The 17,431-nt window shown below is 64.3% G+C and carries 16 protein-coding genes; 15 read left to right on the top strand and 1 reads right to left on the bottom strand.

The window, feature by feature from the left end; genetic code table 11:
• Positions 1-110 precede the first annotated feature (110 nt).
• From CLU94_RS02560 to CLU94_RS02525, 8 genes are all read left to right on the top strand, one after another.
• Positions 111-623 (top strand): sigma-70 family RNA polymerase sigma factor, encoded by a 513-nt coding sequence (locus CLU94_RS02560; protein ID WP_369812298.1) that lies wholly within the window; start codon positions 111-113, stop codon positions 621-623.
• Positions 613-1,626 (top strand): FecR domain-containing protein, encoded by a 1,014-nt coding sequence (locus CLU94_RS02555; RefSeq protein ID WP_099668132.1) that lies wholly within the window; start codon positions 613-615, stop codon positions 1,624-1,626. Before CLU94_RS02560 ends, CLU94_RS02555 begins: the two co-directional genes overlap by 11 nt.
• 91 nt (positions 1,627-1,717) lie before the next feature.
• The gene (locus tag CLU94_RS02550; protein ID WP_099664473.1) at positions 1,718-4,123 is read left to right on the top strand and encodes a TonB-dependent siderophore receptor; all 2,406 of its coding nucleotides are present in this window, start codon (positions 1,718-1,720) and stop codon (positions 4,121-4,123) included.
• 93 nt (positions 4,124-4,216) lie between these two features.
• Complete coding sequence (locus CLU94_RS02545; RefSeq protein ID WP_099664472.1) at positions 4,217-6,568, top strand: TonB-dependent receptor; 2,352 nt, start codon at positions 4,217-4,219, stop codon at positions 6,566-6,568.
• Between the two features lie 133 nt (positions 6,569-6,701).
• Positions 6,702-7,199, top strand: a complete 498-nt coding sequence (locus CLU94_RS02540) for a Fur family transcriptional regulator (RefSeq protein WP_180278566.1) — start codon at positions 6,702-6,704, stop codon at positions 7,197-7,199.
• Positions 7,200-7,316: 117 nt separating this feature from the next.
• Complete coding sequence (locus CLU94_RS02535) at positions 7,317-8,417, top strand: branched-chain amino acid aminotransferase (RefSeq protein ID WP_099664470.1); 1,101 nt, start codon at positions 7,317-7,319, stop codon at positions 8,415-8,417.
• Between the two features lie 68 nt (positions 8,418-8,485).
• Entirely contained in the window at positions 8,486-9,202 is a 717-nt protein-coding gene (locus tag CLU94_RS02530) for a ribonuclease T2 family protein (RefSeq protein WP_218965271.1), read from the top strand.
• 73 nt (positions 9,203-9,275) lie between these two features.
• A complete protein-coding gene (locus CLU94_RS02525) occupies positions 9,276-10,691 on the top strand; it encodes an MFS transporter (protein WP_099664469.1) in 1,416 nt (471 codons plus the stop codon).
• Positions 10,692-10,693: 2 nt separating this feature from the next.
• Here CLU94_RS02525 and CLU94_RS02520 read toward each other — a convergent pair whose 3' ends face one another.
• Complete coding sequence (locus CLU94_RS02520; protein ID WP_099664468.1) at positions 10,694-12,328, bottom strand: acyl-CoA synthetase; 1,635 nt, start codon at positions 12,326-12,328, stop codon at positions 10,694-10,696.
• Between the two features lie 113 nt (positions 12,329-12,441).
• Here CLU94_RS02520 and CLU94_RS02515 point away from each other — a divergent pair, with 113 nt between their 5' ends.
• The 7 genes from CLU94_RS02515 (at position 12,442) to CLU94_RS02485 (ending at position 17,374) form a co-directional block, all read left to right on the top strand.
• Positions 12,442-13,143, top strand: a complete 702-nt coding sequence (locus CLU94_RS02515) for a Crp/Fnr family transcriptional regulator (protein ID WP_099664467.1) — start codon at positions 12,442-12,444, stop codon at positions 13,141-13,143.
• 62 nt (positions 13,144-13,205) lie between these two features.
• Positions 13,206-13,799, top strand: coding sequence for a hypothetical protein (locus tag CLU94_RS28605; RefSeq protein WP_257218654.1), 594 nt, complete (start codon positions 13,206-13,208; stop codon positions 13,797-13,799).
• Between the two features lie 24 nt (positions 13,800-13,823).
• Positions 13,824-14,222: a DUF2946 domain-containing protein gene (locus CLU94_RS02505; protein ID WP_257218653.1), complete on the top strand. Its 399-nt coding sequence runs from the start codon at positions 13,824-13,826 to the stop codon at positions 14,220-14,222.
• A gap of 62 nt (positions 14,223-14,284) precedes the next feature.
• The gene (locus tag CLU94_RS02500) at positions 14,285-14,881 is read left to right on the top strand and encodes an SCO family protein (protein WP_251351250.1); all 597 of its coding nucleotides are present in this window, start codon (positions 14,285-14,287) and stop codon (positions 14,879-14,881) included.
• A 20-nt stretch (positions 14,882-14,901) separates the two neighbouring features.
• A complete protein-coding gene (locus CLU94_RS02495) occupies positions 14,902-15,372 on the top strand; it encodes a copper chaperone PCu(A)C (protein ID WP_099664464.1) in 471 nt (156 codons plus the stop codon).
• Positions 15,373-15,494: 122 nt separating this feature from the next.
• Positions 15,495-16,169, top strand: a complete 675-nt coding sequence (locus tag CLU94_RS02490; protein ID WP_099664463.1) for a CerR family C-terminal domain-containing protein — start codon at positions 15,495-15,497, stop codon at positions 16,167-16,169.
• A complete protein-coding gene (locus tag CLU94_RS02485; protein ID WP_099664462.1) occupies positions 16,166-17,374 on the top strand; it encodes a multidrug effflux MFS transporter in 1,209 nt (402 codons plus the stop codon). Before CLU94_RS02490 ends, CLU94_RS02485 begins: the two co-directional genes overlap by 4 nt.
• Positions 17,375-17,431 lie beyond the last annotated feature (57 nt).

Below are 17,431 nucleotides of genomic sequence, written 5' to 3'. Positions count from 1 at the left end.
GATAATTTACATCGTCGTGAAATTGTGTGAAAATGAAAATCATTCTCATTCGTGATGCAGTGCTGACCCACTTGACCGGCAAGTATGGCAGCCCCTTTGTTTGTTTGCCCGTGTCCACCATTTCTCCCTCCCTCGATACCTTTAGCGACCTGTACGCCAGCCACCATGGCTGGCTGTATAACTGGCTGTGGCGCAAGCTCGGTTGCCGCGACGGTGCGGCCGACCTGGCGCAGGACACCTTCGTGCGCATGCTGGCGACGCAATCGGCGGACAGCCTGCGCGAACCGCGCGCCTACCTGAGCACGGTGGCCAATGGCTTGCTGGTCAACCACTGGCGCCGCCTGACCCTGGAACGCACGTTCCTGGCGGCCCTGGCTAGCCATCCCGAAATGACGGCGCCGTCGCCCGAAGAGCGGGCTCTCGTGGTCGAAGCCCTGTGCCGCATCGACGCCATGCTCGATACCCTGTCGCCGCGCGCGCGCCAGGCTTTCCTGCTGGCGCAGCTCGACGGCCTGACGTATGCGCAGATCGCCGGCCAGCTGGACGTATCCGAACGCATGGTGAAAAAATACATGGCGCAAGCCATGCTGCAATGCATGCTGTGCATGGATGATGCCGCCTAAGCCAGGCGCCGCCATGCCGCCGGCCGACTACGCCATCCTGCAGGAAGCGGCCGAATGGTTCGCCGTGCTGCGCGGGGACGATGCCGGTCCTGCCGACCAGCAAGCCTGGGAGCGCTGGCATGCCAGCTCGCCTGCCCACCGCGCCGCCTGGCGCAGGGTGGAAGCCGTCAGCGCCGAATTTCGCCAGGTGCCGGCGGAACCGGCGCGCCAGGCGCTCGACGCCGCAGGCCCGCGCCAGAGCGACGCCGCGCGCCGCAGCCTGGTCAAGGGCTTGCTGGCGCTGTGCCTGACGGCCGGCACGGGTGGCGCCGCGCTGCTGCGGCGCGATACGCGCAGCTGGGTTGCCAGCCTGCATGCGGGCGAAAGAACGCCGGTCGGCACCATCCGCCAGCTGGCGCTGGCCGACGGCTCGCAACTGTGGCTGAACACGGCAACTGCCCTCGACATCGATTACAGCGACACGCTGCGCCGCATCGCCCTGCATGGCGGCGAAATCTATCTCGCCTCCGCGCGCGACAGCCGCCAGCCGGCGCGCCCGCTCGTGGTCGACACCGTGCACGGCCGCCTGCGCGCGCTGGGCACGCGTTTCAGCGTGCAGCCGCAGGGCGATGCCACCTTGCTGGCCGTCTACGAGGGCAGCGTCGAGGTGGCGCCCCGCGATGGCGGCGTGCAGCGCATCGTGCCGGCCGGCCAGCAAGTGCGCTTCGGCGACGGTTTCATCGGCGAGCCATACGCCGCCGATCCGAACGGGGCCGCATGGATCGAGTACCGCCTGCAGCCGGAACAGATGCGGCTCGATGATTTCCTCGCGCAACTGTCGCGCTACCGGCGCGGCCATCTGGGCTGCGCGCCCGAAGTGGCCCACCTGCGCCTGGTGGGCAGCTACCCGCTGGCCGATACGGACCGCATCCTGGCGGCGCTGGAAGCGACCTTGCCCGTGAGAATACATCGCCTGCATGACTGGTGGGTGACGGTGGAAGCCCAGCTGCCGCAGTCAAAATAGTAAATGAGAATATTTCTCAAAAAGTAGTTCCCTTTTTGAAAAGTTGTTTGGCAAGGTAGAAGTAAGCTGCTCAACATCAATAAGGAATGCCGTGCCGCCGTACCCTGTCTCCCTGCCGTTTGCCCGCCGTCTGCTGCCGCTGTCCCTGGCCGCGGCGCTGCTGGCCGTGCCTGCCATGCATGCGATGGCAGCGGCGGCGGAAGAGACCGTGCACAGCTTCCGCATCGCCGCCGCGCCCCTGGGCCAGGCCCTGCGCCAGTTCGCGGGCCAGGCGGGAATCTTGCTGTCGGCCGAGGGCGGCTTGACGCAGGGCAAACGCAGCGCCGGCTTGAACGCCACCGTGGCCACGGGCCAGGGCTTGCAGCAATTGCTGGCAGGCACGGGCCTCGTGGCCGTGCAGTTGCCGGACGGAAGTTACATCGTGCGCCTGGCCCCCACGCCCCTGCGCGCGGACCTGGATGGGGAGGGCGCCGGCTTGCAAGTGCTGGCGCCCGTCACCGTGCAGGGCAGCGGCGACGATGGCTACCGCCGTACCAGTTCTTCCGCCGCCAGCCGCAACGACACGGCCCTGCATGACACGCCGCAGGCCGTCAGCGTGATGAGCCGTGAATTGATACGCGACCAGGACATGCGCACCCTGGCCGACGCCATGCGCTACATGCCGGGCGTGGGCACGGCCGCAGGCGAGGGCAACCGCGATACAGCCGTGATGCGCGGCAACAGCTCGACCTCGGATTTCTATCTGGACGGCATGCGCGACGACGTGCAGTACTACCGCGATTTCTACAATATCGAAGCGGTCGAGGCCATCAAGGGGCCGAACGCCCTGGTCTTCGGCCATGGCGGCGGCGGTGGCGTGATCAACCGGGCCACCAAGCAGCCGCAGTGGGTCGATGACGGCGAAGCAACGCTGAGCCTGGGCGCCTGGCGCAACAGGCGCGCCGCCATCGATCTGCAACAGGTTGTGAAAGGCGACGTGGCCGTGCGCGTCAACGCCATGGCGGAAAACAGCGGCTCGTTTCGCCAGGGCGTCAAGGTGCGCCGCAGCGCCGTCAACCCCGTCGTGGCTTGGCGCCTGTCGCCGCGCACCACCGTGCAAGCCAGTTATGAACACTTCCGCGACGACCGCGTGACGGACCGGGGCGTGCCGTCGTACCGGGGCCGGCCGTTCGACACGGACCCGTCCACGTTTTTCGGCATCGCCGGCAGCAGCCCGTCGTGGGCTTACATCGACGCGCTGGGCGTGGCCATCGAGCATGCGTTCGCCGGCGGTGCGGTCTTGCGCAACCGCACGCGCCTGGCCGATTACGACAAGCTGTACCAGAATGCCTTTCCCGGCCCCGTCAGCGCGGACGGCGCCAGCGTGACGGTGCTGGCGTACAACAGCGCCACCGTGCGGCGCAACCTGTTCAACCAGACGGACGTGGAGTGGACGGTAAGCAGCGGCGCCGTGCGGCACCGCCTGACGGCGGGCGGGGAACTGGGCCGCCAGACGACGGACAATCTGCGCAACACCGGCTATTTCACGACCCTGGGCGAGGGCGTCACGCACATCAGCCTGCCCACATCGCACCCCGTGACGGACTTGCCCGTGACCTTCCGCCCCAGCGCCACGGATGCCGACAACCACGGCGTGGCCGACACGGCCGCCCTGTACCTGCAGGACCAGGTCCGTTTCAGCCCGCAATGGCAGGCGATTGCCGGCCTGCGCTACGAGCGCTTCGCCGTCGATTTCGTCAACCGCCGCAATGGCGCGCGCATCGCCCGCACGGATGCGCCGTGGTCGCCGCGCGCGGCCCTGATCTATCAGCCCGTGCCGGCGCTGTCGCTGTATGCCAGCGTCAGCCAATCGTTCTTGCCGCGCGCGGGCGAACAGCTGGCGTCATTGACGCCCAGTAACGCCGTGTTTGAACCTGAACGTTTTCGCAACGTGGAAGCGGGCGTGAAATGGGAAGCCACGCCGGACCTGTCGGCCAGCGCGGCCCTGTACCGTTTGACGCGCAGCAAGGTCGCCGTCACCGACCCGAATGACGCCACGCGGGCCATGCTGGTCGATGGCCAGCGCAGCGAGGGGCTGGAACTGGAAGTGAAGGGCAAGGTCCAACCCGGGTGGAGCATCGCGGGCGGCTATGCCTGGCAGCGGGCCGTGCTGACGGCCACGCAATCGGCCACGGCATTCGAGGGGGCCACGGTGGCCCATGTGCCCCGGCACAGCCTGTCGCTGTGGAACCGCTACGATTTTTCGCCTGCCTGGGGCGCGGCGCTGGGCATCATTGCCCGCAGCGCCGTGTATGCGTCCGTGTCGAATACGGTGGCGCTGCCGGGATTTGCCCGCGTCGACGGCGCCGTCTACTTCAAGCCGCAAGGAAATTTTCAGCTGCAGCTGAATGTGGAAAACCTGTTCAACAGAAAATATTTTGCCTCCGCCCACAGCAACGACAACATCGCGCCCGGCTCGCCCCGGGCGTTGCGCATGACGGCGCTGTGGCGGTTCTAGTTTTGTCGTACCCAAGCAATCAACGAGCCAGCCAGGCGCCACGGCGCAGTAGCCAGCCATAATTTAATCCATCCGATAGAGTGAAAGATAGCGATGACATTGAAAGACCAAGCGGGCGCCGCCAAGCCGGCAGCCCTCATCCGCAGCCGCAAGCACCACACCACTTCCGCGCCACGCATGCATGGCACGGCCCTGGCCGCGTTTGCCACCCTGGCCATGCCGCTGGCGCTGCACGCGCAAACGGTGGACAAGCCGCAGCAGTTGCAGGAAGTCAAGGTCGTGGGCACGGCTGACCGCCTGATCCAGGCGCCCGTCAAATCGGCCAACGACAAGCTGACGGCGCCGCTGCTGGACACGCCGAAATCCGTCACCGTGATTCCTGCCGAAATCATTTCGCAAACGGGCGCCGTCTCGCTGACGGATGCGCTGCGCACCGTGCCGGGCATCACCATCGGCGCCGGCGAAGGCGGCAATCCTGTGGGCGACAATCTGTTTATCCGCGGCTACAACGCGCAAACGGATACGTATATCGACGGCATCCGCGACACGGGTTCCCAATCGCGTGAAATCTTTGCGCTGGAACAAATCGAAGTCGTCAAGGGCCCGAACTCGGCCTACGGTGGACGTTCGTCCGCGGGCGGCGGCGTCAACCTGATCAGCAAGACGCCGAAAGTCGACAATTTCACCAACGCCACCGTGGGCCTGGGCAGCGCCAAGTACCGCCGCGCCACGGCCGACGTGAACCGCGTCATCAGCGACGACGTGGCCGTGCGCCTGAACGTGATGGCGCATGACGCCCACGTGGCCGGCCGCGACTACATCAATGGCGACCGCTGGGGCATCGCGCCATCGATCACCTTCGGCCTGAAATCGGCCACGCAGGCGACGCTCAGCTACTACCACATGCAGTCGAGCGAATTGCCGGACACCGGCTTGCCGTTCAACAACCCGTTCTCGTCGGGCGCGAATGTATCGAAAAACGGCAACGGCACCCCCGTGAACGTGCCGCGCGACACTTTCTATGGCTTGGTCAACCGCGATTTCCGCGACACGCAAAGCGATATCGGCACCATCGACGTGCGCCACGACTTCGGCAACAAGTTGATTTTGCGCAACGTAACCCGTTACGGCAAGACCAGCAATGACTACGTGTGGACCCAGCCCGACGATTCCAAGGGCAACACCATGCTGTACGGCACCGTCTGGCGCCGCGCCAACACGCGCACGACCGATACGGACGCGCTGGCCAATGCGACCAGCCTGGGCGGCGAATTCCTGGCCGGCGGCGTGAAGCACACCTACACGGTGGGCCTGGAAATCGGCCGCGAGGAAACGGATCGCAGCTCCTATATGTTCAGCCCGGGGACGAACAACCCGCTGGAAAAAGTCGGTTCCAACTGCCCGACCTATGGCGCGGCCACCCTGTACAACTGCGCACCGTTGCTCAACCCGAACGCCAACGACCCATGGGTCTACACGCGCACGGTGTCGCCGGCACGCACGAACATCGTCACCAACACGCGTTCCGTGTACGGCTTCGACACCATCGAGTTCACGCCGCAATGGCTGCTCAACGTGGGCATCCGCTGGGATGACTACAAGAGTTCGCTGAACACGCCGCAATACACGCTCGACGGCAAGACCACCGCCGCCACCAGCGCCAAGGTGCACGCCACCTTCGCCAGCTACCAGGCGGGTCTGGTGTACAAGCCATCGACCAACAGCAGCGTGTATGTTTCCTACGGCACCTCGTCCACGCCACCGGGCAATGACGGCGGCGACGGCATCGACGGCTTGACGGTCGCCATCCAGAACCTGAAGCCGCAGGAAAGCAAGAGCTTCGAGCTGGGCACGAAATGGGAAGTGCTGCCGGGTGGCCGCCTGTCCGTGAGCGGCGCCTATTTCCAGAGCGACATGAGCAATGCGCGCGTGACGGCACCGGACGGCACCACGCAAAACGTGGGCGACAAGCAAGTCAAGGGTATCGAGCTGGGCGTGAGCGGCAATATCACCAAGGAATGGTCGGTCTTCGGCGGCTACACGCACCTGAACGCCATCGTGGAAAACAACGGTTACGTGACGAATGGCGTGATCAATAACGTCACGCAATACGCGCCGTCGCCGTACAACGGCAACCAGTTCCCGACCACGCCGAAAAACAGCGCCTCGCTGTGGACGTCCTACCTGGTCACGCCTGCCATCACGGTGGGCGGCGGCGTGAACTACGTCGACAAGGTCTACGCGAACGTGGCCAACAACAAGTTTGCCCCGGCCTACACGCGTTTCGACGTCATGGCCAGCTATGTGGTCAACCGCAACGTGACCCTGCAGCTGAACATCCAGAACCTGACGAACAAGCTGTACTTCGACAAGGTTTCCTCGCCGCATTACGCTGGCGTGGCACCGGGCCGCTCGGCAACCCTGACGGCCAACATGAAGTTCTGATGTTTGCCGGTTTGAGGTAGCGCAAGGCGCCGTTCCAGTAGTCGGGAACGGCGCTTTTTTTCATTTCCCGGTTCCCTTTTGCGCTTCTCGCTTGGCAATGTCAGTAGAGCAGAACGCACAAGCGGAGAATCCCATGCAAGACATTCAATACCAGGGCGATGGCCGCGTGTTCGAGCGCTTGCGCGCCGTGCGCCTGCGCCCGACCAGCGCGCGCATCTGCATCTTGCAAGTGCTGGCCGGCACGCAACGGCAAGCGATGAATGCGGAAAGCATTTATCAGCAACTGCTGCACATCGGCATTGCCGTCAGCCTGGGCACGATTTACCGCGTGCTTAAGGAAATGGAACTGGCCGGCTTGCTGCTGCGCGAGCGCGAGGCTAGCGCCAGCGGCAACAAGGCGCGCTACCTGATCAAGCCCGACCAGGTGGAAACGGACAGTTGCTACCTCGTGTGCCGCGTCTGCGAACGCAGCGTGCTGGTGCAGGATGCGCCGCTGGTGGAGCAGCTGCGCCAGGCGGCGCTGGCGCACGGCATGGACATCGGCGCCAACGTGATTTCTGTGCAGATGCGCTGCAGCCAGTGCGCCGGGGAAGCGCAAGCGGGGCGGGGCAAGCCCTTGCGGGCCGCCTGACGGCGCCGTTTTTTGATGCGGCGCAACATTGCTGCAAGGCCATCCGCCGCCTCGCCGCGCGCATTAGGCGCTACAATAGGGAATCTCTTTATTCTCCCTGACTCGTCTTCTGCTGCCATGACCACTTCCACACCGAATCTCGTCGTCACCCCATCCGCCCACCCCCTGTCCGACGCCGAACGCGCCGCGCGCATGGTCAATCCCGCCTTCGGCCGCATCTTCACCGACCACATGGTGGTGATTCCTTACCGCGACGGCAAATGGCAGCAGGGCGAACTGAAGGCTTACGGCCCGCTGATGCTGGACCCGTCCGCGTCGTCGCTGCACTACGGCCAGGCCATCTTCGAAGGTTATAAGGCGTTCGCGCAGCCCGATGGCAGCATCAAGACTTTCCGTCCAGAACAAAACGCGGAACGCTTCAACCGCAGCGCCGCGCGCCTGGCCATGCCGGCCATCCCTGTCGAGCTGTTCCTGGAAGCGGGCGACGCGCTCATTGCGCAAGACCGCAACTGGGTGCCGAAGAACACGGGCGAGAGCCTGTACATGCGTCCGCTGATGATCGCCACCGATCCTTACTTGGGCGTGCGTCCTTCGGAAGAATACCTGTTCGTGCTGTTCGCCTCGCCGGCCGGCGCCTACTTCCCGAAAGGCGTGAAACCCGTCACCGTGTGGATCAGCGAAGACTTCGTGCGCGCCGCGCCGGGCGGCACGGGTGAAGCCAAGTGCGCGGGCAACTACGCGGCCAGCCTGATGGCCCAGTCGCAAGCGCAAGAGAAGGGCTGCGACCAGGTCGTCTGGCTGGACGCCGTGCACCGCGAATTCATCGAAGAAATGGGCGGCATGAACTTGTTCTTTGTCTACAAGGATGGCGAGAAAGTCACCGTCGTGACGCCGGAATTGACGGGCACCTTGCTGCCAGGCATCACCCGCCGCAGCCTGCTGGAAATGGCGAAAGACCTCGGCTATGCGACGGAAGAGCGTAAATTGTCCGTCCAGCAATGGCGCGACGATATCGCCTCGGGCCGCATGACCGAAGTGTTCGCCTGCGGCACGGCCGCCGTCATCACCCCGGTGGGCGTGGCCAAGGCCAATGGCTTTGAAATGACCATCAACAACAATGAAAACGGCGCCGTTACGTTGGCCCTGCGCGAAGCGCTGCTGGGCTTGCAGCATGGCACGGCACCGGACACGCATGGCTGGATGCACAAGGTTTGCTGATCAACTTGTTTGATTGATACCGCGCCGGCACTCAGTTGCCGGCGTTTTTATATCTTGAAGGAAACTCGATGAAAATCCGCTCTGTCTTGCCCGCGCTGGCCGCCGTGTTCATCAGCCTGTCTGCCAGCGCCGTCCACGCGGCCGACGCCAGCTGCGCCATTCCCCGCAACGTCAGCTACTACGATTACGACGTCAAGCCGTCGGACGAGAAAAACACGTGCTACAAGCAAAGCACCAACGTGCCCACCGATTACTTCATGCTGGCGCTGTCGTGGTCGCCAGGCTTTTGCGACAGCCAGCGCCGCCGCGGCGCCGTGTCGAAAAAGGCTGCCTTCCAGTGCGCCGATAGCAACCACTTCGGCTGGATCGTGCATGGCCTGTGGGCGCAGTCGAACAACCCGGCCAGCTGCGACGACATTTCCGTGACGCCGCCGCGCAAGACGGAACTGCATCCGCGTTACTGCAAGGGCAATTTGCCGAAGCTGGCGCCGTCCGAGATCCTGCCCTACATGTGCATGCAGCCGGGCGAAGCCTTGCTGCAGGGTGAATGGGAAAAGCATGGCGCCTGCGATTTCGATACGGCCAAGCAGTATTTCGAGAAGGAACGCGAACTGTTCCAGGCATTGAAGTTGCCGGACTCCAGCATGCCCAAGAATGAGTTGTTCCAGTGGATGAAGCAGCATAATCCGCAATTGAAGGGTCGCTGGCTCGGCTATGAAAAGCACTCTGGCGAGTTGCGCATCTGCTATTCGAAAGATTTCAAGGTCATCGATTGCCAGAAGTAAGCTGGCCTGTCCTGCAGGTTTCTTACATACATGTTAGTGTATTGGCCGGATCAGCAAGATGAACAGGTAGTGTATGCAGCAGTCTATGCGGCAGCAAACGCAAGCCGTGATGGTGGGCGAGGACGGCTTGCCGCCCGGCGCCCGTGTATGGGCCATGCTGGCGCTGGCCATCGGCGTGGGCATGGCTTCGCTCGATACGGCGATCGCCAACACGGCCTTGCCGGCCATCGCCGGCGAGCTGCACACGACGCCGGCCGCTTCCGTCTGGATCGTCAACGTGTATCAGCTGGCCATGGTGGCGACCCTGCTGCCGTTTTCCGCGCTGGGCGAAATCGCCGGCTACCGGCGCGTGTTTATCTCCGGCATGTTCCTGTTTACGTTGGCCTCGCTCGCGTGCGCGCTGGCCTGGTCCTTGCCGTCGCTGGTGGTGGCGCGCCTGTTCCAGGGCGTCGGCGCCAGCGCCATGATGAGCGTCAATACGGCGCTGCTGCGCGCCCTGTACCCTAAACACTTGCTGGGCCGCGCGTTCGGCAACAACGCGCTGGTGGTGGCCGTCGCGTTCGCCATCGGGCCCACGGCCGCCTCCTTGATCCTGGCGACGGCGTCGTGGCCATGGTTGTTCGCCATCAATGTACCCCTGGGCGTGGCCGGCTTCTTCCTCGCCAGCCGCATGCTGCCGGCCACCAAGTTGTCCGGGCATACCCTCGATGCGCGCACGGCGCTGTACAACGTGGGCGCCTTCGGCCTGCTGATTTTATTGTTTGGCGACGCGGCCCACCACGCGGCGCTGTCGACCTTGCTGCCGGAACTGGTGGCGGTGGTGGTGTTCTTTATTTTGCTGCTGCGCCGCCAGGCGGGGCATGCGGCGCCCATGCTGCCGATCGACCTGTTCCGCCGTCCCCTGTTCTTGCTGTCGTCGCTGACGGCCATTTGCACGTTTGCCGCGCAGGGGCTGGCCTTCGTCTCGCTGCCGTTTTATTTTGAAGTCACCTTGGGCCGTTCGCCCGTCGAGACGGGCTTTTTGATGACGCCGTGGGCCGTGCTGGTGGCCGTGATGGCGCCCGTCGCCGGACGGCTCAGCGACCGCTATTCGCCGGGCGTGCTGGGCGGCATCGGCCTGGCGGCGCTGGCCGGCGGCTTGCTGACCCTGGTGTGGATACCGGCCCACCCCAGCGTGTTCGACATCGGCTGGCGCATGGCCCTGTGCGGCATCGGTTTTGGTTTCTTCCAGGCGCCCAATCTGAAAGCCATCATGGGCAGCGCGCCGCCCGAACGGGCCGGCGGCGCCAGCGGCGTGGTGGCCACGTCGCGCCTGATCGGGCAAGCGACGGGCGCGGCGCTGGTCGCGTATTGCTTCACGGTTTCCGCCAGCCGGGGCACGACGTATGCGCTGTGCCTGGCGGCAGGCTTCGCCGCCGTGGCCAGCATCGCCAGCTTCTCGCGCCTGGTGGTGGCGCAGCCGGCGTGGCTGACAGGCAAAGGCGGCTAAACCTAGACGTCGATGGCCTTGTCCGACTGCATGCGCTTGCGCAATTCGAACTTCTGGATCTTGCCCGTCGACGTGCGGGGCAGGGGGCCGAAGTAAATGGCTTTCGGCACCTTGAAACCGGCCAGGTTGTTCTTGCAAAAGGCGATCAATTCCGCTTCCGTCACCGTGCCGCCTTCGCGCAGCTCGACAAACGCGCACGGCGTCTCGCCCCATTTTTCGTCCGGCTGGGCGATGACGGCGGCGGCCAGCACTTGCGGGTGGTGGTACAGCGCGTCTTCCACTTCCACGCTGGAAATGTTTTCTCCGCCGGAAATGATGATGTCCTTGCTGCGGTCCTTCAGCTTGATGTAGCCGTCCGGATACATGACGCCCAGGTCGCCCGTGTGGAACCAGCCGCCCGCAAACGCTTCCTGCGTCGCCTTTTCATTCTTTAAATAACCCTTCATGCAGATGTTGCCGCGGAACATGATCTCGCCGATCTGTTCGCCGTCGGCCGCTACGTGCTGCATGGTTTCCGGATCGATCACGGCCACGGCGCTTTGCAAGTGGTAGCGCACGCCCTGGCGCGATTTGAGTACGGCGCGTTCTTCCTGCGACAGGGCCGCCCACTCGTCCTGCTCGGCGCAGATGGCGGCCGGGCCGTACACTTCCGTCAAGCCATACGAGTGGATCAGGTCGAAACCCATGGCTTCGATCTTCGCCACCATGGCCGCCGGCGGCGGCGCGCCGGCCACCATGCCGCGCACGGTCCAGGCTATGCCGTCGCGCCAGTTGGCGGGCGCGTTGGCCAGCGCCGCGTGCACGATGGGCGCGGCGCAATAGTGGGTGATGCGCAATTCGCGCATCAGGTCGAACACGAGCTTCGGCTCGAACTTGCGCAGGCACACGTTGACGCCGGCGCGCGCGGCCACCGTCCACGGGAAGCACCAGCCGTTGCAGTGGAACATCGGTAATGTCCATAAATACACGGCATGCTTGGGCATGTCCCACTCTAATATGTTCGACAGGGCGTTCAGGGCCGCGCCCCGGTGGTGGTAGACGACGCCTTTCGGGTCGCCCGTGGTGCCGGACGTGTAGTTCAGGGCGATGGCGTCCCACTCGTCGGCGGGCGGCTGCCAGTCGTAGTCGGGGTCGCCGCTGGCCAGCACGCTTTCGTAGTCGAGGTCGGAAAAGGCGTCCACTTCCGGTCCCAGCACGTCGTTGACCTGGATCACGCGCAAGCCGGGAATCTGCGCCGCCATCTGGCGCGCCAGCTCGGCAAATTCCGTGTCGGCCAGCAAGACCTTCGCCTGCCCATGGCGCAGCATGAAGGTCAGCGAGGCCAGGTCGAGGCGGATGTTCAGGGCGTTGAGGACGGCGCCGGCCATCGGGACGCCGAAGCTCGCTTCCACCATGGCGGGCGTGTTCGGCAACATCACGGCGACGGTATCGCCCGTGCCCACGCCCAGTTTGATGAGACCGGATGCCAGGCGGCGCGTGCGCGCATACGTTTCACGCCACGTCTGGCGCACGGCGCCATGTGCAATTGCCAGGCGATTGCCATATACTGCCGCTGCCCTGGCGATATAGTCGAGCGGGGTGAGGGCGGCGTAGTTGGCGCTGTTTTTGCCGAGGCCGGTATTGAAATCAGGTGTCATGCTTGTCTCCTGGTAAATAAAATTCTATAGCTCCCTGTTTCGGGATTGATACCGGTTAGCATAGCACCGGTGCTGGAAAATCACTGTCATCTTAGTGACAACTGAAGGGTGGAATGGATAGCAACGATAGTGTAGGCCTTGCCGTGCCAGAACTCGACAGCCATGACTGGTTCACGGCCCTCGACGCGCGGCATCAGACCCTGTTGCGCGCCGACAGCGTGCTGCGGCATTACGAGGCGGGCGCCTTCATCACGCGGCGCGGCGAACCGTCGGCGCACTGGATCGGCGTGCACACGGGCTTGATCAAGCTGGCCGTCTACAATGCCGATGGGCGCGGCGCCACGTTTTCCGGCGTGCCGGCCGGCGGCTGGTGCGGCGAGGGCAGCGTACTCAAGCGCGAACTGCGCCGCTACGACGTGGTGGCCGTGCGCGCATCGAGCATCCTCCTCGTGCCGGTGGAACTGTTTCACCTGCTGCTGGCCGAGAGCCTGTCCTTCAATGCCTTCGTCATCCGCCAGCTGAACGAGCGCATGGGCCAATTCATCGCCACCATCCAGAACCAGCGCCTGCTGGCCGTCGACGCGCAAGTGGCGCAAGCCATCGCGCAACTGTTCCACCCCATGTTATATCCGCGCACGTCCAGCGTGCTTGAGCTGTCGCAGGAAGAAATCGGCTTGTTGACGGGCATTTCCCGCCAGCGCGTGAATCAGGCGCTGGGCCATCTGGCCGAACTGAACTTGATCAGCATCGCCTACCAATCCATCCGCGTCGTCGACCTCGACGGCTTGCGCCGCTACGGCGTGGCGTCGCTGTGATGACAGACCCGGCGCGCGATGTGTGGCATGCTGGCGGCTCGTTCACCACCTTGACCTGACGCATGGCCCTCGTTTCCGATCACCCCTTGCACTTGCTGGGCTTGCGCTTTCCGCTCCGGCTGCGCGTTACCGTGCGCCAGGGTTTTGTGACTTTGCACAATGAAATCGCCACCAAGAAACTGGCCAGCGGCGACAGTTTCGTCGTGCCCGCCTTCTTGCGCTTCGCCTGCGACGTGATGCCGGGGCGGGGCAAGCCGGCCGTGTTCACCCTGGCGCTGGAAGGCGACGAGGCGGAGGGCGGCCACGGCGGCGGCAAGCGCTGGAGCCAGGCGCTGGCGCAGCACATCTTTGATACGCCGCAAGGCAAGTGGACGGCGGCCCGCCTGGCGGCCCTGTGGCAAGTGACGCCGCACAAGGCCAGGGCGCGCCTGTTTGCCGAGGGCGAGGCACTGCTCAGTCTGGTGCGCGAACAGCGCCTGGCGCACGCGCTGCACACGGCGGCGCAAGCGGATGCCGACGACGAAGACGGCGAACGCGACCTGGCGCAAGTGGCGGCCGGTTCCGGCTTTGCCTCGATCCCCGCGTTTTGCGACGCCTGCGTGGACGTGGCGGGCGTGCGTCCCAGCCTGTTCCTGCGCGGCCAGGCGCCCGGATAGCCAGACTCCGTTATAATCGGGGCCATGGGATCATTATTGAAGCGCAAACAGTGGCATATGTGGTTCGCCTGCCTGGCGATACTGCTCAATGCGCTGTCGCCATCCCTGTCGTATGCGTTTGCCTCGCTGCACGCCAACGCGAACAATGCCGCCGTCGAGATCTGCTCGGCCAGCGGCGCCGTCTACACGCAAGCGGACCTGGCGCCGGCCGCCAAGTCCACCACCGATTCCGTGCTGCACCACATCGAACATTGCCCGTTCTGCATGAGCCATGCGGGCAGCGTGGGCTTGCCGCCGCCGTCGTCATCGACGCTGCCCGTCATCACGGGCCACGACCTGTATCCGCCCCTGTTTTACCAGGCGCCGCGGGCCCCGTTCGCGTGGCTGGCCGCCAGCCCGCGCGGCCCCCCTGCGGCTGCCTGAACGCAGCCGTCACGCTTTCCACGTCTTAACTGTATCCACTACGCCCATCGGGCCAGAATGCCATGAAACGTCGTCTTTTCCTTCTCGCCGGCACGGCGGGATTGCTCACGCTTGCCGCTTGCGAACAAGCGCCCAAACCCCATTACAACGGCCTCGACTTGACGGGAGGCGATTACAAGCCCGACTTCAAATTGAGCGGCCCCGACGGCAAGGTCTACACCCTGGCCGACTTCAAGGGCAAGTATGTGATGGTCTTCTTTGGCTTTACGCAATGTCCGGACGTCTGCCCGACAGCGTTGTCGCGCGCGCTGGAAATCCGCCAGAAGCTGGGCGCCGATGCCGACAAGCTGCAAGTGATCTTCATCAGCATCGACCCCGAGCGCGATACGCCCGAGTTGCTGGGCGAATACATGCGCGCCTTCGACCCCAGCTTCCTCGGCTTGCGCACGGACCCGCAGGCGACGGCGCAGACGGCCTTCAATTACAAGGTCTTCTACCGCCGCGTGCCCAGCGGCAGCTCGTACACGATGGATCACACGGCCATCAGCTATGTGCTCGATAACGAGGGGCGCATGCGCCTGGGCTTGAAGCACCAGTTGACGGGCGACGAGTGCGTGCAAGACATCAAGACCTTGATGAAATCGAAATACACCTTGTAACTATCACGAAAGGAATAATCATGACCCATGTCAAAACCCTGCTGGCCGCGGCCCTGACCGTGCTGTCCTTCTCCGCCGTTGCCCAGACGTCCGTGCAAATCACCGACCCGTGGGTGCGCGCCACCGTGCCGCAGCAAAAGGCCACGGGCGCCTTCATGCAGATCACGGCGCCGAAAGCCATGCGCCTGCTGGAAGTGCGCTCGCCCGTGGCGGGCGTGGCGGAAATCCACGAAATGAGCATGACGGACAATATGATGCGCATGCGCCAGGTCAAGGAAATCGCCTTGCCAGCCGGCAAAGCCGTCGAATTGAAGCCGGGCGGCTACCACGTCATGCTGCTGGAACTCAAAGGACAGGTGAAGGCGGGCGACAAGATTCCGCTGACCCTCGTCGTCGAAGGCGAGGACAAGCGCCGCGAAACCATCGAAGTCAATGCCGTGGCACGTCCGCTGGGCGCCGCCTCGGCCCCGATGCCGGCCATGAAGCATTAAGCTGTCGATACGCCCTTGAAAAGCCCGGTTCGCCGGGCTTTTTTGCGTCCGCCTGAAAGTTAAACGGCTGTTTGATATAATCCCATCCAATATTAAACAGCTGTTTAAACGATGGGAATGGCATGACGGAAGAAAAGAGAAGCGACCAGGAAACGGAACCGGCCCGCGCGCGCATCCTGCAAGCGGCGGCCCAGCTGTTTGCCGACGAAGGTTACCGGCTCGCGTCCGTGCGCCGGATTTGCGAAGCGGCCCACGTCAACGTAGCGATGGTCAATTATTACTTTCATGGCAAGGAAGAGCTGTACCTGGCCGCCTTCGACCATGCGCGCGCGCTGGCGCGTGCCTCGGCCGCTGCGGCGCCGGAAGCCGGCCCTGCGGCGGCCGTGGCGCCCGTGGAACAGTTGCGCCTGGCGATACAGTCGATGGTATTCGACATGCTGCGTCCGGGACCGGCTTCGCTGTTCAGCCGCCTGGTGGCGCGCGAACTGATCGAGCCGACGGCCGCCATCCACATGCTGGCAGACCGCGATGTGCGCGCGCACCATGCGCTGTTTACGGGCTTGATCCGTGGCGTGGTGGGGCAGGCCATGCCGGCGGACGTGGTGCAGAAATGCGTGTTCAGCGTGATCGGCCAGGCCGTGTTCTACGCGCGGTCGCGCATCGTGCATGAACTGGTGGCGCCGGAAATCACCTATGACGAGGCGGGCACGGCCAGCATTGCGCAGCATGTCGCCGCGTTTTCGCTGGCCGCCCTCGATGGCTTGCGCCGTCAGCATGCCGCGCAGGCGCTCGCATGAAGGCGCGCAAGCTGACCCTGGTGCTGGCGGGGCTGGCCATGCTGGGCCCGTTCGCCACGGATACCTTCCTGCCGTCGTTTCCCGCGATCGGCACGCATTTCGACGTCAGCAGCGTGCTGGTGCAGCAGACCCTGAGCGTCTACCTGGCCGCCTATGCCTTCATGACCTTGTTCTACGGCACCTTGTCCGACTCCTTCGGCCGCCGTCCCGTGATCCTCGCTTCGCTGCTGATCTTTGCCGTCGGCTCCATCGGCGCCGCGTTCGCGCCCAGCTTTGGCTGGCTGTTGTTCTTCCGCGGCATGCAGGGCGCTTCGGCGGGGGCGGGCAGGGTGATCGGGCAAGCCATCGTGCGCGACAGCTTGTCGGGCGCGGCAGCGCAAAAGATGCTGGCCAATATCATGATGGTGTTCGGCATTGCACCCGCCATCGCGCCCATTATCGGCGGCTGGCTGCACGTGGCCTATGGCTGGCAATCGACGTTCGTGTTCACGTTTTCCGTCACCGTGCTGCTGGCGCTCGCCTGCCTGAAAGGCTTGCCGGAAAGTTTAGCCGTCGAGCAACGCCAATCCTTCCACCCAGGCAACATCGCGCGCAATTACTGGCTGGCCTTGCGCCACCGGGCATTCCTGCTGCGTTCGCTGGCCGTGGCCTTCGCCTTTGGCGGCTTTGCCCTGTACATCGCGTCCGCGCCGCATTTCATCCTGGAACTGCTGCGCTTGCCGGAAACGGCGTTCGGCTGGATGTTCATCCCCATGGTGGCGGGCCTGGTGGGCGGTTCGGCGCTGTCGGGCAAGCTGGCCCATGCGGTGAAAAGCACCGTGCTGGTGCGCTGGGGCTTGCTGGCCATGGCCGCCACGGGCGCGCTCAATATTGCATATAACCACTGGTTCGCGGCCAGCATCCCGTTCGCCGTCGCGCCCGTGATGCTGTACGCGTTCGGCATGTCGCTGGCCTTGCCGGGCATGACCATGTCGACGCTCGACATCTTCCCGCAGATGCGGGGCCTTGCCGCCTCGTTGCAAAACTTCGTGCAAATGCTGGTGTTTGCGCTGGTGTCCGGTTTTGTCGCACCGTTGCTGTTCGACAGCGCATTGAAATTGGCGCTGGGACAGGCTTCGGCCGTGGCGCTGGCCGCGTTTTTCTGGTGGCTGGGCACGCGCCAGGACGCGGCGCAGGGCGCGATGGGAGTTGCCAAAACGGCATGAGCGGAGTTTGAAAAGGATGGCATGCTTTCTGCTTTGTTACACTGTGACAATCAGACC

Origin of the sequence: Janthinobacterium sp. 13 (genome assembly GCF_002749695.1) — a bacterium.
Classification (GTDB): domain Bacteria; phylum Pseudomonadota; class Gammaproteobacteria; order Burkholderiales; family Burkholderiaceae_D; genus Janthinobacterium; species Janthinobacterium kumbetense.
The sequence above is the reverse complement of the archived record's forward strand: the minus strand, read 5'-3'. Positions and strand labels throughout refer to the sequence as shown.

Coding starts and splice junctions, on each gene's coding strand:
- CLU94_RS02545 (WP_099664472.1), top strand. CDS start 4,217: ATGACATTGAAAGACCAAGCGGGCGCCGCCAAGCCGGCAGCCCTCATC.
- CLU94_RS02520 (WP_099664468.1), bottom strand. CDS start 12,328: ATGACACCTGATTTCAATACCGGCCTCGGCAAAAACAGCGCCAACTAC.
- CLU94_RS02525 (WP_099664469.1), top strand. CDS start 9,276: ATGCAGCAGTCTATGCGGCAGCAAACGCAAGCCGTGATGGTGGGCGAG.
- CLU94_RS02500 (WP_251351250.1), top strand. CDS start 14,285: ATGAAACGTCGTCTTTTCCTTCTCGCCGGCACGGCGGGATTGCTCACG.
- CLU94_RS02540 (WP_180278566.1), top strand. CDS start 6,702: ATGCAAGACATTCAATACCAGGGCGATGGCCGCGTGTTCGAGCGCTTG.
- CLU94_RS28605 (WP_257218654.1), top strand. CDS start 13,206: ATGGCCCTCGTTTCCGATCACCCCTTGCACTTGCTGGGCTTGCGCTTT.
- CLU94_RS02535 (WP_099664470.1), top strand. CDS start 7,317: ATGACCACTTCCACACCGAATCTCGTCGTCACCCCATCCGCCCACCCC.
- CLU94_RS02485 (WP_099664462.1), top strand. CDS start 16,166: ATGAAGGCGCGCAAGCTGACCCTGGTGCTGGCGGGGCTGGCCATGCTG.
- CLU94_RS02555 (WP_099668132.1), top strand. CDS start 613: ATGCCGCCTAAGCCAGGCGCCGCCATGCCGCCGGCCGACTACGCCATC.
- CLU94_RS02495 (WP_099664464.1), top strand. CDS start 14,902: ATGACCCATGTCAAAACCCTGCTGGCCGCGGCCCTGACCGTGCTGTCC.
- CLU94_RS02515 (WP_099664467.1), top strand. CDS start 12,442: ATGGATAGCAACGATAGTGTAGGCCTTGCCGTGCCAGAACTCGACAGC.
- CLU94_RS02530 (WP_218965271.1), top strand. CDS start 8,486: ATGAAAATCCGCTCTGTCTTGCCCGCGCTGGCCGCCGTGTTCATCAGC.
- CLU94_RS02505 (WP_257218653.1), top strand. CDS start 13,824: ATGGGATCATTATTGAAGCGCAAACAGTGGCATATGTGGTTCGCCTGC.
- CLU94_RS02490 (WP_099664463.1), top strand. CDS start 15,495: ATGACGGAAGAAAAGAGAAGCGACCAGGAAACGGAACCGGCCCGCGCG.